Raw genomic sequence first — 14,392 nt, 5'->3', positions numbered from 1 at the left:
CAATTTAATTAGAGTTAGGTTTTACAGATTAACCATTTCATAACCATTTACAAAGTACGTTATTGTTTCTATCTCATCTTCATTTAATTCTCTATCCATGTCTCGTTTATACGCTGCCTTTATCTTCTCTTCATCGCCTTTATGAGTTTCCGTATAAGTTCCTACTGTTTTTAGCAAATGAACCTCTTGCAAAAATTCATTTCGATTTATTGCTGTCCCATGAGAAAGAATATAGGTCTCAGCATCAAATTTCTCTAATTCTTCTATTAATGTAAACGTTCGTTTCGTCGTATAGTTCCACTTCGAAGAAAAAATGTCTGCATATATACAGTCTCCTAAAAACAATATCTTTTCTTCTTTAATATAAATGACAACAGAGTCATGTGAATGATCTCCGCCCACATGTTTTAACACACATGTCACTTCACCAAGGTCTAATTCAAGTTGATTCTGGAATGTTAAAGTTGGAGGAATAATTTTAATATTTCTCGCTTGTTCACTAAACTCTTTTTTGATACAATCTGCACAAAATTCAATTTCAGTACCCTCTTTTACACGTGCGTCCAACGCTTCATCTGTCCATTCATAAGAAACAAGTGTACTCATCTCTTCTTTTGTTTCAAGATGTGCGATAGATAATGCATTTTGTAATACAGGTAATCCAAAAATATGATCCCAGTGCCAATGCGTTAATGCTACAAAATCAGGATTTGAGATATTTTGCTCTTTTAGCATTTCTAAAAACAATTGTGCATGTGCTTCTGAATTACCTGCATCTATCATCAAAGTCTTTTCTTTTCCAACTACCATTCCTAAAATAGGTCTATCTGTCTCTGAAACAGGTGTCATATACCAAAATGAATTTCCTATTTTTTTAATTTGCTGCATAACTATTGCCTCCATTTTATGACTGTGTAACAATTTCCAGCCGAGAAAATTCTTTATTTTGTATTTTGATTACTAGTAAATAACAATGTCAGAAATGAAATCATTCTACATTTTTTATTATCTAATGAAATACAAATACTAATTTCAACAAGGGAATCCTTTCTCAACATTTGTTACTTTCAATCTATTTTACGCTACGAATTTACATTTAAATTATATTACAATTTGTATAAATGAGATACATTTTACAATATCGAAGGGGTGTTGAACCTGGAATACAAAGGAAACAATCATGCCCTATTTCGGTAATGTGTTAACAGGTAAAAAGTTGATCAATGAATTTAATAAAGAGGGCTACCATGTTATCAGCTGAATAAAAAGCAGCAACTATACAGTTGCTGCTTCCAACATTTCTTTTTGTATTTCAACACGTTTGATTTGGTGAGGGTCTTTAGAAAGAATTTTAAATGCATATCCTTCGCTATTTACTGTTTGCCCTTCTTGGATATCATAATTCTGCATCAGAATCCAACCACCAATTGTGTCAACATCACTATCATTCATATGTAATCCTAGTAAATCATTTAATTCGCTAATTAATACTTTACCTTCTACGACAACATGACCTTCATTCATTTGCTGGATGGGTGGACGCTCATCTTCATCGTATTCATCACGTATTTCTCCTACAATCTCTTCCAGAATATCCTCAATGGTTACAATACCAGCCGTACCGCCGTATTCATCATATAAGACAGCCAACGGAATACGTTTCTTTTGCATTTGTAGTAAAAGATTATGTATTGGTATGGTCTCAATTACTTCAATTACTGGACGCGTATACGATTGAATAGAACTGAATTCTTTTGTTTCCTTATTTATATAACGAATAAAGAAATCTTTCACATTCACCATGCCAATGATTTCATCTTTATCTTCCCCAAATACTGGGTAGCGTGTGTACTTTTCATCACGGATTATTTTCATATGGTCTGCTAAAGAATTATCTACATGTAGCCCTATAATTTCTGTACGAGGGACCATGATTTCTTTCGCAATACGATTATCAAATTCAAAAATATTATTTACATATTTGTATTCAGCTTGATTAATTTCTCCACGTTCATAACTTTCAGAAAGAATCAATCGTAATTCTTCTTCTGTATGTGCTACATCATGCTCTGATGCAGGTTTTAAGCCGAACATTCCGGTTATCATCCTTGCAGAGCCATTTAACAAGCGAATAAACGGATACATGATTTTGTAGAACCAGATAAGCGGAGCCGAAAGTAATAAAGTAACCTTCTCAGCCTTTTGAATCGCCAATGTTTTTGGTGCTAATTCACCAACTACAACATGTAAGTACGTCATTATAGTAAAAGCAATTCCTAAAGATAATACACCTGCAATGGAAGGATTGATGTTCCACTTATCAAATAAAGGATGTAAAAGTCTCTCAATCGTTGGTTCACCTAGTGCTCCAAGTCCCATTGCTGTAACTGTAATCCCTAATTGACAAGCTGACAAATATTCATCCAAGTTTGATGTCACTTTCTTAGCTGCCAGCGCACCCTTCTTTCCTTCTAATACAAATTGATCAATCTTTGAACCTCTTACTTTTACAATAGCAAACTCAATTGCCACGAAAAATGCAGTACATGCGATTAAAACCGCTACCATGATTAAATTAAATATGTCCAACTAATTCCCTTAGCTTTCTTGAAACTAAAGGATTCACCTCCTGATATATTTTCTCTTTCCATACCTATAATTTCATACACATTAACATGAGATTGTATACAATCTACATTCTCAAAATGATGAGGGGTACTTTGAGAAAATCGAGGTCATTTAGCCACCTATCCGAGTCAACATCTGAGTCCAATACATTTCCACCGCCTTGATTAAATTATCTATATGTTAGCATGAGAAATAAATCCCAGTCAACGTTTACATTTTGTATACCCTGAAATTTAAACAAAAAGCTTCTCTTCCCTGTTACATAAAATCTCTTAATGCGTGCACCAAACACTATACCATACCCTTCGCTTCCACTAACTATATTATTTTTTGTTCATTATTTACATTCCTTCTCACAGTAAAAAGTAAAGCGCAGTAATTTTTATCAGACTTTTCGAAAACACTTTGACACACATATTAGCCAATGCTAATATGAATGAAGAATAAACATATTAGTAATGACTAATACGATTGGAGTGAATACGATTGTGCAACTCAAATGACTTAGATATTAAAGCCAAATTTATTCGAAGCTTTGCTGATAAAACAAGACTTCAGATTCTTCAATGTATGTTAGATGGTGAAAAAACGGTATCCCAAATTGTAGAAATCACTAAAGGAAATCAGTCAAATATCTCACAACATCTGAACTGTTTAAAGGGATGCGGCATCATCCTAGGTAGACAAGAAGGAAAATATGTCTACTATTCCTTACGCAGTACACAAATTGAACAGTTACTTACAATGTTCGATGTTGTCTTTCATGAGGTACAAAATGAAGTAGCATCATGTGACAAAAACGATGGTTGTTTATCTCAAAAAGGAGAGAACTGACATGACAGATAAAAAGATGAGCAGAAAACAAGCGAATTGCTGTCAAGATTCTTCCATAGCACCCACAAAAGAAGAATTAGCAACGGAAGCTTCATCGTGTTGCTCTTCAAAAAAAGAGATTCCAATTATCCCTATTACTAAGGAAATCTCTTGCTGTAGTAGTAACAATTCTATTAAAACTGAAACCTGTTGTTCATCTGAATTAGACCTACCCAAAGAACCAGTGACATCAAAATCTTCTTGCTGTAGTGACCCATCACCTCTTCTTAATACTCAAAAAATATCAGGAGATGGCGTACAAACTTATCTTGTAGAAGGTATGGATTGCGGGGCATGTGCTTTAACAATCGAAAAGCATCTACACAACGTTTCTGGCGTGGAAGAAGTTCGAGTAAACTTCGCTACTGGAAAAATGCATATTCGTCATGACCGGAATGTGGATGACATTATAAAAGAAGTGTCTAACGCAGGATTTGAAGCGTCTCTAGCTGGAGCTCGTAGAAGGGCAACACCTGTTTCAAAATCAAAAAATACAACTTTGATTCTCTCAGGTTTATTTTTAGCTTTAGGATTTGGAGGAAGTTTTACAATCATATCCCCTCTTCTTATTACACTTCTCTATGCTATGAGCATTGGTATTAGTGGTTATAAACCTGCTAAAAGTGCCTTTTATGCAATTAGAAGTAAATCGCTCGATATGAACGTTCTCATGATATCAGCCGCTATTGGTGCTGCATTAATTGGACAATGGCTAGAAGGCGCAACAGTTGTTTGGTTATTTGCATTAGGGGCAACGCTACAAAATAAATCAATTGAACGTACACGAGAATCTATTCGTGGATTAATTGATTTAGCACCATCAGAAGCTTGGATAAAAATTGGAACTGAACTTATAAAAAAATCCGTTGATGATATTGCAGTAAATACAACGATTGTTGTAAAGCCAGGTGAAAAAATCCCATTAGACGGCACAGTTATAGGAGGCAATTCTACTGTAAACCAAGCGCCGATAACTGGTGAATCTATCCCAATTGATAAACAAATTGGTGATTCCGTATATGCAGGAACGATTAATGATGAAGGTTCTCTTGAGATTACAGTCACTAAACTTGTTGAGGATACTACGTTATCTCGAATTATTCACCTTGTAGAGGAAGCACAGGAAAATAAAGCACCGACAGAAGCATTTGTTGATCGTTTTGCAAAAATCTATACACCTATCGTTTTTGTATTAGCAATTGGTGTCATAATTATCCCTCCCCTTCTTGGTATGGGCGAATGGATGGAATGGTTTTATAAAGGATTAGAACTTCTTGTTGTTGCGTGTCCTTGTGCTTTAGTTATCTCAACTCCTGTTGCTATTGTATCTGCAATTGGAAATGCAGCAAGAAACGGTGTACTCATTAAAGGTGGTACTGCTCTAGAAATCGCAGGTTCATTAAATGCTATTGCGTTTGATAAAACAGGAACATTGACTGAAGGAAAACCAAAAGTAATGCATGTACGCAGCGTAGATTGTACTGAAGATGCGTTATTATCCATCGCAGCAACAATTGAAGAATACTCTAATCATCCCATTGCCAAAGCAATTACAGCATATGCGAAAGAGCATCAAACTTCTATCCAAAGCGGAACAGACTTCCGCACCATTGTAGGAAAAGGTGCGCAAGTAACGATAGATGGCGAAACATACTACGCTGGAAATAAAGCATTATATGAAGGTTTTGGAGTTTCACTTCAAATGTGGAACGAACCGATTCAGGAGATGCAAAGAATTGGTCAAACCGTGATACTTGTTGGAACGAACAAAGTCATTTTAGGAATGATTTCAGTAGCAGATTCCATTCGTTCTACTACTTATGGAACAATTCAAGAATTAAAACAATCAGGTATTCGGGAAACTGTTATGTTAACAGGAGACAATGAAGGAACCGCAGAACACATTGCACAGAAAGCAAAAGTAGATCGCTATTTTGCTAACTTACTTCCAGAAGATAAGGTTCATTCTGTCAAACAACTTCAATCTGAAGGAAAAACAGTGGCTATGATTGGGGACGGCATAAATGATGCCCCTGCCCTCGCTACTGCAAACCTAGGGATTGCAATGGGCGGTGCAGGAACTGATACCGCAATGGAAACGGCAGATATTGTATTAATGGCAGATAATCTTGAAAAACTTCCTTATACAATGAAACTAAGTCGGAAAGCATTGCACATCATAAAACAAAATATTTGGTTCTCATTGATTATTAAATTTATCGCCCTTGCCTTTATCTTCCCAGGTTGGCTTACTCTTTGGATGGCTGTCCTAAGTGATACAGGCGCTGCACTTATTGTAATCCTTAACAGTATGCGTTTATTACGGAACAAATAATAAGATAAGGAGCTACTGAGTAGCTCCTTATCTTATATACAAATTGAATTAGGATGTAGAAATGTTATCATTTAGTGGACGTTTACAAAAATAAGCGTTACTGCGAGAACAGCTGATTTACTATGAACCTATGCCAACACATTCTATCTTTTCCTCATCTTCTGATTTAAAGATCATCCTCTTCTTGTTTTTCAAAATCACTCCATGTCCAATTGGTCCAATCATTATTTACTTTCCCTACAGTTATCAAATTCACATTATTTAATTCAATCGCTTTAGCTAAACTTTGAAAGAATATGCTCTCACTCGGTTTTTGATCATCACTAACATCAGGATGTTCCCATTCTTCTGTTTGATAAAATAGATTTGGTTTAAATTCTGCATTGATTTCATCTAACATGTCCGAGGGCTTTATCCAGAATTTCTCCTTATATACAGAAGTTAAATAACGAATAAGTTTGGTAGGATGAAATGAATCCGTTTCAATTCCTAAACGCTTATACTCTTCTACCGTCGGTGTTAAGGTAATATGTTCTCCTTTCAACAGTAGCTCCATATGAAAAGGATCTACAAGGAAACGATCTTCATCATCGTACCAATACTCTTCATTTACCAGCGTTAAGATTTCATCAAAACATGAAAAAAACCCTTGCTGTCTCATGCTATTACTATACACATAGAAGTTATTCGATATCTCAAGGTTTGCATCAACGCCCACAACCTCAAATACAATGAACCACTTGTCTTCCTCTCGAAAAACAGATATTCTGGATTGTGCTAAGTCAAAATTATAGTTATCAAGTACTGGAAAATCAAACTCCCCCGCGTACCTATCTAGTGTTTCAAGTATTTTTTCTGCTTTCATAACATTACTCTCCATAAAGTTAGTATAGTAAATTTTTATTACATTCGTTTTTCTTTATTTAACTCATAAATATTATCTAAATACCAGGACATTTTTTTATGTCCCTCTAAAATGGCAAATATCCAGTTTTGTTTATTTGTATATTATATAAAACTCTAATAGCACAGTAAACAACATTTGATTATGACGCTATCCTTCATTTTCTCTATAATTGTATTTTCACAGTCCCCACCGTAACACCCCACTGCAGCTCCTCTTATTCTTCCTTACAATAAAAACAAAGACACATAGTCTATTGTTAATGTGAAATACAGTTTGATCATTTTTTCTAATAACTTACTATATAAGAAAAGACGCGTTTCTATATAAACGCGTCTTTTCTTATATTCTTAGGAGCACTTCTTTATGTCACTTATCAACTAATACTCAGCATCCCTATCTTTTCTTCCAGCAAACTACCACCATAGAATAACAATCCTCCTGCAACTCATTCCCATCCCAATCATTGTATATATGTAACAATTCAAATCCATTCTCTACTAGCAATCTTTCTAACTCCTGCGGATACGTATAGCGAAGATCAATCGTTGTTTTCAATTCCTCTACTAGCGTATTATCCTCATAAAACCTTCTTGTTGTTATGTAGTGCTGTATTTGCTGAATTGAATCATAATTCAGCTCAGTATATAAATCACATCTTCTTCCCTTTTCATCTGTAATAGTTGTCCAATATTCTTCTGTAGATGGTTGCATTAATTCTTCTTTTGAAGGAAAACGTGTATCTAATATAAATATACCATTCTCAGCTAATGCATTATGAATAGATGTTAACAACTGATTTTGATGTATATTCGTAAGAAAATGCTGGAATCCATGGCCAACCATATATGCTAACGGAATTGTTTCTTCGACGCTCAATTGCAAGCAGTCTTGCTGTAACCATTTCCCTTTCGTATAACTTGTTGATTTTCTCTTCGCTTCAGTAAGCATGCCTTCATGTATATCTACACCAATCATTTGATATCCGTTTTCTATGAATGGAATTGTAACTCTCCCTGTTCCACAGGCTATATCTAGAATCCATTCATTTTGTATATTTAGTTTTTGCACCCATGATAGTAAGAACGGAAAATCTGACAAACTTTTATTTTCTACATCATACCGTTCTGGATTCTCACATTCGGATAAAGTGAAACTTTAATCAGTGGGGAGTGTCCATCCCCCACTGATTATTAGTTGAACCAATCGGGCTTTTACGGGCAGTTGACCTCCCGTCTAACTGCCTCGCATTCCCTGACTTTTGAGATGGGAGTCTTATTGCCCGTTAAAGCGGGATAAACTCCATTTTGTTTGCAATCTTATTCCCCATTTCGCATCTTCTGTTAAATTCGATATATAGATTATAACGAGTTGATAGATTTTTCTCTATAATCAAACATAATTATTTGGACTAATCTCCCTCCCCCATTAGTAAGCTGAAATTAAGGGTATAGAATCGGAGTGTGATAATATGGAACGTCTATGGATTCCAATAATCGTTACGTTTTTTTCGTTCGGTGGATTACTATTAGGAGGTGCTGTTGGAGTAGTAACACGCCAACTAATTGAAGAAAAGATGCATCGTTTATACGCATTATGTGGTGGGATTTTACTTGGATTATTATCACTTGAAATTATTCCTGAAACATTTTCAAGCTATGAAATAATTGGGCCTATGCTCGGTATAGCTATCGGTATTTTAGTTATGAGCTTATTAGATAACTATTGCCATCATCCGATTATACATAAGAAAGATCAACAAGCATGGCAAACCTTCCTTTTTCTTTCTTTCGCTATATTCATTCATAATATGCCGAGTGGATTTGCGTTAGGAACAGCGTTTATAAATCATAATGACTCTGCCATTCCTTTCTTACTTGCGATTGTCATTCACCATATTCCAGAAGGGTTAGCTTTAATTATTCCATTTCTCTTTACAAAACATAAATACATTTCATTTTTATTAACAACTTTATTACTTTCTCTTATCCTAGGGACCGGTACTGTTTTTGGCATTATGATGGACGGGAAAGCTCTCCATTTACAAGGACTTATTATGGGAAGCGCAATTGGTTCTCTTGGCTATGTCACAATTCACGAAATGCTTTGGAAAGCAAAAAAACAGCTACCTTTCCTTCCGTTTCTATCGTGGTCTATTAGTGGATTTTTACTAATAACAGTCTTCACTCTTTTCACTGGACATCACTAAAACAAATAAGTTATATTACTTGTATATTTTTCCTTTTTCTCCAAAACATAATAGTATCTACCTATTATAAGGAGGAACGATTATGTTTAGTAAAACAGCCGGTGAAGCATTAGTGGATCTTTTAATTGACTGGGGTGTAGAACACATATATGGTATGCCAGGAGATTCCATCAATTCTATAATTGAAGCTTTAAGAAAAAAACAAGATAAAATTAAATTTATTCAAGTTCGCCATGAAGAAGCTGGCGCGTTAGCAGCGGCAGCCTATGCAAAATTAACAGGAAAACTTGGTGTTTGTATGGCTATTGCAGGACCTGGGGCTATTCATTTATTAAACGGTTTATACGATGCCAAACTCGATCAAGCTCCCGTACTAGCAATTTCAGGACAAGTAGAAACCGATTTACTCGGAACGGATTTTTTCCAAGAAGTAAACTTAGAAAGAATGTTTGATGATGTTGCCGTTTATAACCAACGAATAATGTCAGCTGAACAGTTACCTGCTGTAGTGAATCAAGCTATTCGAATGGCATATACAAAAAAAGGTGTATCAGTTCTTACAATTCCAGATGATGTTCCGAAATTCGAAGTGAAAAATGGTGCACGTATTACAAACTCTTCCTTTACATTACCTGAAATATTTCCGCAAGAAGAAGATTTAGCTATAGCAAAACTCGCACTTAATGAAGCTAAAAAACCTGTTATTTTAGCCGGGAAAGGAGCTAAACATGCAAGAGAGTCTTTGCTTGCATTTGCAGAACATATCGGTGCTCCAATCGTACTTACATTACCAGCTAAAGGGATTGTTCCTGATGAACACCCTCTTTGTATCGGTGGATTAGGATTAATCGGAACGAAACCTTCTTATGAAGCAATGAAACATGCAGATACTTTAATTATGGTGGGCACTTCTTATCCGTTCACTGGTTTCTTACCCGAAAAAGCAAAAACACTTCATATTGATACAGACCCCGCACAAATCGGGAAACGTTATACGACAGATATCGGCTTAGCTGGTGATGCTGATAAAACATTAAAATGGTTAATTGAAAATGTAGAAAAACACGAGGACCATTCCTTCTTAGAGCATCATCAAGAAATGATGAAAAAGTGGGAAGAAAAATTACACAATCAAGAAGAAGATTCTTCGACTCCAATTAAACCACAGCGAGTTATGCATGCACTGCAGAAAGTAGCAGAAGATGACGCAATTCTTTCAGTCGATGTCGGAAATGTAACAGTATGGACTGCAAGGCACTTCCGTATGACAAACCAGAAATTTATCATTTCTAGTTGGCTTGCAACACTTGGCTGCGGTTTACCTGGTGCACTTGCTGGACAAATTGCTTTCCCGGATAAACAAGTGTTTGCAGTTTGTGGTGACGGCGGGTTTGGAATGACAATGAATGACTTCGTAACAGCTGTTAAATATAAACTACCAATTGTTGTCGTTGTATTAAACAATAATAAAATTGCTATGATTAAATTTGAACAAGAAGTTATGGGAAATATTGAATTTGGTACAGACTTAACGAATCCTGATTTCGCAAAATATGCTGAGGCGTGCGGTGGTATTGGATACCGAGTAGAACATTTAGATGACTTACTTCCCGCCTTTGAAAATGCAGTTAAACAAAATAAACCGTGCATTATTGATGTAGTTGTAGATGTAAATGAAGCACCAATGCCAGCAAAAATCACATTTGGTCAAGCAGCTGGTTATACGAAACATATGATAAAAGAATTATTTGAAGAAGGTAAGATTGATCTACCTCCACTTTAAAATATAAAAAAGGTAGCTGAAAACTTTTTGTCTCCAGCTACCTTTCCCTATTTTGATACCTCTCTATGAAATGAAAAATCATTCACGGTAGGCTGTATTTGTTTCTCTACTTTCACTTCTTTATCCTTCCGTTTCGCTCTTCTAACATTCCCTAATTTAATTGCATCCTGCATACTATTACTAATAAGATTTCCTGACAAGATTGTCATACTATAGAAAGCAATCGGAATAAGTACAATCCATGTATGAGTAGTTAAGTGACGGAAGTTTTGACCAATTAACCCTGTCCATTCTTTTGTTACACTATCTGCATCTATACCGCCAAAGATTATTGTTCCGCCAAAAAATAATCGCAACAAACCCAGATGTAAGAGAAGTAATAAAGTGCTAACAAATTGCTGGGCTACTAATAAAAGAAATGATGGTAACATATGCGGCCATACATGACGCTTCAGTCTTTGCCACTTACTTCCTCCAAGCACTGTTGCCGCCAACATAAATTCTTCTTTCTTAATACGCTTGACTTCTTGCGCTACATACAACATAACTGTCGGTACTGCAAGACATGCAAGAACTATAATTTGAAACGCAACTCGCAAATGAAACGGAGCAGCTGCCTCTCCACTGTCAAACATTAAAACTTCCTTTAAAATAAAATAGGAAATCATAACCATTGGTACAATACTGAATGGATCAAAAAAGGATGAGATAACTGGGAATGAGCGTTTACTGTACATACCAAGTAATAAACCTATCCCTCCCCCAATCACTATACGTAAAATTGCAATAACTATACTTGCTCCAACTGTCCATTTTGCTCCCTCTATTATTAGTTGAAAAAGATCGCGGCCTTTCGCATCACTTCCAAACCAAAATTCACTTGATGGTGAAAATGGAGCAGCCTCCAATTCTCCTTTTTCGTTATACATCATCGTTAGTTCGCGAATATTCCCATCAAAAAACAACGTATTCCCAATACTAACAATCATAAGTACACTTAAAAAAGTAACACCAAACCAAAATCTTATATCCCTTTTTACAACTTGCCACATACTATACCCGCTCCTTTATAACATTTTGTAAGAACGTATGTAATAAACGAAATACTACAAAAAGCGGTACGTATAATAAAATTAAACTTACTGTGAAAATTTCTATGTTCGAATGTTCTTTTACAAATACAAACATTCCATATGTGTTAAAAATCCATTCAATAATATATAAATTGGATAGCATAAATAAAATATTTGTTTTCGCATAATAAACTGTCGTCAATAAAACATTTCTTGAAATATGATGTGTCAAAATATGCCGTAAGCTTAACCCTTTACTCTTGGCAAACATACTATAATCTTTCTCTAATTCTTCTCTGAACCTTAATAACAAAAGTTTAATAAACAATAACGTTGTCGGTATTGTAAGACATATAATCGGTAACAAACGTACTCTTTCTTCCCCTAATCCAGCAAGTTTGATTGGCATAAATCCTGTTTTTTGAAAAATAAGTATGACAAGAAGTTGCGATAATAAAATAAGTAAAATATCTGGTATGCTCTCAAGGGTTAGAAAAATCCCATTCCAAATTCTTTGTTTCATATGAGAACGCTGCAGCACAAAAACAACAAGTACATATGCTATACATAAAGAAAGTAAAAAAGCTGAAAGAAATACTATCATCGTTTCAATATAATGAATCCAAATTTGCGGAAACAATTTTTTCGGTACCTGAAACCCATATGTAATTTCAGTTGGATGAAGTAATTTCTCTCCTACATTTATGATTGCATTCCAAAAACCGATTAAATCAATTTGCAATCCCTTAAATAACCGTGGGAGCGCACCTAGACAGATTATACATAAGATTGCAGCAAATAATTGTAAACAAGTAATTCCACACCACTTAGCAGTTCGCATCAACATAACTATTCCCCTTACTTTTTAATAGAATATTCAGAAATAAAAAGTTAGACATATTACATCTCTTCAGCTATACCCTGCACTCTCTTTTGCCCACTAGGTAATATAGCTTGATAAAGGCACGTAACAGATAATAATAAACCAAATAGAGCATACAAACTATTTACCATTTGGATTAATACCTGTTGCTACACCGTATTGATCTGACAAGTAAAACATTAAAGAAATTCCGGCAATCATAGAACCGAGTCGCTCTAAAATATTTGCTAGAAAAAAGCGTGCATACACTTTCTTTCAAAATAACTGTAGCATTTCTTTCATACTCAATATCCTTTCTCTCGACAAAATATTATTATTTCAGTCATTTATCGGAAGTCTTGTTATATTTTTCGACCATTATCCAATCTTTTCCTTCTTTATAAAAAACAAGCTAAAAAAAAGACCCTTGTTCATACATACAAGAGTCTTTACATTTTTCTTTGCTTCACGAATTTGTCGTGGATATTTATCTAAAATCTTTAAAATTCTCGCTAATACCTACTTAATCTCTCAATTTTTTTAATTTCCTAAAGTTCGGATACATTTGATTTACTTGACGAATGTTTCGCACATCCATTTATAAAACTTTTCCTTCTCTTCAAATTGCGGATAATGAGCTGATTTCTCAAAAGTAATAAATTCTTTTTTATCCGCTTCAATCATATCAAAATATTTTCTTGCTGCAAGAAATGAAGTATTATAATCGTATTTTCCCATAAGAAAATAAAACGGTAGATTCAGCTTAGTTACTTTAGTAGGTAATGGATTCTTTAAATCTTTTTCTAATAAAACTGTTTGAGAATAGGATAATCCATAGTTATAACGAATTACGTCAAACAAGTTATATTCATTACTGAATAACATCCCTATGTTATCACCATCTGGATTTTCAATAAGTCTTGAAGTTCCACCGTATTTCGCAACATAATTTCGCGGGGTATATGTATCGCCATTTTTAATTTGTTCAGTTAACCCTTTTAAATGTGAAACCTCATCCGCATTCCCAGCATTTTGTGCCTGTTCAATAACATAGTTTAAACTATCCATCTCACTTTCTACTGTATCACTCATCTGTCCAATACCAATATATGCTCCATATTTTTCAGGAGCTTTGTTGGCAGCCTGTATTCCAATATATGTACCATAAGAATGGCCTATTAAAATTACTTTTTCTTTGCCTAGACGTTTTGAAACGTAATCCGTCATAGCTAATAAATCCTCCACGAGTAGATTTGATGAAAGATTTGAATAGTCTTCAAAGAAATGATACGATTTTCCACTTGCTCTTTGATCATAATTAACAATCGTAAATTTATCTTCCAGTAAGTCTTGATATTTTTGAGCATACGGTATTTCTGAAGAACCTGGTCCACCATGAACAAAGATAATAACTGGATTACTCTTATCTTTGCCACGTATCATAATTTCATGATCACTTCCATTTATCTCGACTTGTTCTAATGTACTTATACTGTTATTACCCTTTATTTGCGAAGTCCATGTGGGGAATAATAGAGCTATGATTAGTAATAGTATAGTAATGACTCCAATAATTTTTATTGATTTTTTCATAAGTCAATTCCTTTCTGTTAAATTTATTTACATATCAATTTAATTCTGTAAAACTACATAAAATCACCACTAAAAATAAGCATATAAAACAATTACACTTTTCTATTTCATCCCAATCTTTTTGTGCATTAT

The 14,392-nt window shown here is 34.7% G+C and carries 11 protein-coding genes and 1 pseudogene; 4 read left to right on the top strand and 8 right to left on the bottom strand.

Features of this window, described 5'->3' with window-relative positions:
* Positions 1-21: 21 nt before the first annotated feature.
* The gene (locus tag EXW56_RS11480; protein ID WP_002200534.1) at positions 22-888 is read right to left on the bottom strand and encodes an MBL fold metallo-hydrolase; all 867 of its coding nucleotides are present in this window, start codon (positions 886-888) and stop codon (positions 22-24) included.
* A gap of 387 nt (positions 889-1,275) precedes the next feature.
* The gene (locus EXW56_RS11475) at positions 1,276-2,589 is read right to left on the bottom strand and encodes a hemolysin family protein (protein WP_002200535.1); all 1,314 of its coding nucleotides are present in this window, start codon (positions 2,587-2,589) and stop codon (positions 1,276-1,278) included.
* Positions 2,590-3,114: 525 nt separating this feature from the next.
* On the opposite strand from EXW56_RS11475, the gene EXW56_RS11470 reads away from it, so the two are divergent.
* Positions 3,115-3,462 (top strand): ArsR/SmtB family transcription factor, encoded by a 348-nt coding sequence (locus EXW56_RS11470; protein WP_215597490.1) that lies wholly within the window; start codon positions 3,115-3,117, stop codon positions 3,460-3,462.
* Between the two features lies 1 nt (position 3,463).
* Entirely contained in the window at positions 3,464-5,836 is a 2,373-nt protein-coding gene (locus tag EXW56_RS11465) for a heavy metal translocating P-type ATPase (protein WP_215597489.1), read from the top strand.
* 166 nt (positions 5,837-6,002) lie between these two features.
* On the opposite strand, the gene EXW56_RS27600 is transcribed toward EXW56_RS11465, so the two are convergent.
* Positions 6,003-6,701, bottom strand: a complete 699-nt coding sequence (locus tag EXW56_RS27600) for a DUF7003 family protein (RefSeq protein WP_002200539.1) — start codon at positions 6,699-6,701, stop codon at positions 6,003-6,005.
* Positions 6,702-7,136: 435 nt separating this feature from the next.
* Positions 7,137-7,841, bottom strand: a complete 705-nt coding sequence (locus EXW56_RS11455) for a class I SAM-dependent methyltransferase (protein WP_215597488.1) — start codon at positions 7,839-7,841, stop codon at positions 7,137-7,139.
* A gap of 370 nt (positions 7,842-8,211) precedes the next feature.
* Here EXW56_RS11455 and EXW56_RS11450 point away from each other — a divergent pair, with 370 nt between their 5' ends.
* Both EXW56_RS11450 and EXW56_RS11445 read left to right on the top strand, forming a co-directional pair.
* The gene (locus EXW56_RS11450; protein ID WP_016120176.1) at positions 8,212-8,949 is read left to right on the top strand and encodes a ZIP family metal transporter; all 738 of its coding nucleotides are present in this window, start codon (positions 8,212-8,214) and stop codon (positions 8,947-8,949) included.
* Positions 8,950-9,031: 82 nt separating this feature from the next.
* The gene (locus tag EXW56_RS11445) at positions 9,032-10,732 is read left to right on the top strand and encodes a pyruvate oxidase (RefSeq protein ID WP_215597487.1); all 1,701 of its coding nucleotides are present in this window, start codon (positions 9,032-9,034) and stop codon (positions 10,730-10,732) included.
* 47 nt (positions 10,733-10,779) lie between these two features.
* Here the strand turns inward: EXW56_RS11445 and EXW56_RS11440 are convergent, their stop codons facing one another.
* The 4 genes and pseudogenes from EXW56_RS11440 to EXW56_RS11425 form a co-directional block, all read right to left on the bottom strand.
* Entirely contained in the window at positions 10,780-11,784 is a 1,005-nt protein-coding gene (locus EXW56_RS11440) for an ABC transporter permease subunit (protein WP_002200543.1), read from the bottom strand.
* A 1-nt stretch (position 11,785) separates the two neighbouring features.
* Complete coding sequence (locus tag EXW56_RS11435) at positions 11,786-12,652, bottom strand: ABC transporter permease subunit (protein ID WP_215597486.1); 867 nt, start codon at positions 12,650-12,652, stop codon at positions 11,786-11,788.
* Positions 12,653-12,841: 189 nt separating this feature from the next.
* A pseudogene (locus EXW56_RS27595) lies at positions 12,842-12,970 on the bottom strand (MFS transporter); the annotation flags it as partial.
* A gap of 267 nt (positions 12,971-13,237) precedes the next feature.
* Positions 13,238-14,260 (bottom strand): alpha/beta hydrolase, encoded by a 1,023-nt coding sequence (locus EXW56_RS11425; RefSeq protein ID WP_002200545.1) that lies wholly within the window; start codon positions 14,258-14,260, stop codon positions 13,238-13,240.
* Positions 14,261-14,392 lie beyond the last annotated feature (132 nt).

It is taken from the genome of Bacillus mycoides (assembly GCF_018742245.1).
GTDB classification, from domain to species: Bacteria; Bacillota; Bacilli; order Bacillales; family Bacillaceae_G; genus Bacillus_A; species Bacillus_A cereus_U.
Note: the sequence above shows the minus strand (reverse complement) of the source record. Positions and strands in the feature narration are given on the sequence as shown.

Bases quoted from the DNA above. Each gene is read 5' to 3' on its own strand.
- EXW56_RS11480 (WP_002200534.1), bottom strand. From the start codon at position 888: ATGCAGCAAATTAAAAAAATAGGAAATTCATTTTGGTATATGACACCT.
- EXW56_RS11465 (WP_215597489.1), top strand. From the start codon at position 3,464: ATGACAGATAAAAAGATGAGCAGAAAACAAGCGAATTGCTGTCAAGAT.
- EXW56_RS27600 (WP_002200539.1), bottom strand. From the start codon at position 6,701: ATGAAAGCAGAAAAAATACTTGAAACACTAGATAGGTACGCGGGGGAG.
- EXW56_RS11450 (WP_016120176.1), top strand. From the start codon at position 8,212: ATGGAACGTCTATGGATTCCAATAATCGTTACGTTTTTTTCGTTCGGT.
- EXW56_RS11445 (WP_215597487.1), top strand. From the start codon at position 9,032: ATGTTTAGTAAAACAGCCGGTGAAGCATTAGTGGATCTTTTAATTGAC.
- EXW56_RS11440 (WP_002200543.1), bottom strand. From the start codon at position 11,784: ATGTGGCAAGTTGTAAAAAGGGATATAAGATTTTGGTTTGGTGTTACT.
- EXW56_RS11435 (WP_215597486.1), bottom strand. From the start codon at position 12,652: ATGTTGATGCGAACTGCTAAGTGGTGTGGAATTACTTGTTTACAATTA.
- EXW56_RS11425 (WP_002200545.1), bottom strand. From the start codon at position 14,260: ATGAAAAAATCAATAAAAATTATTGGAGTCATTACTATACTATTACTA.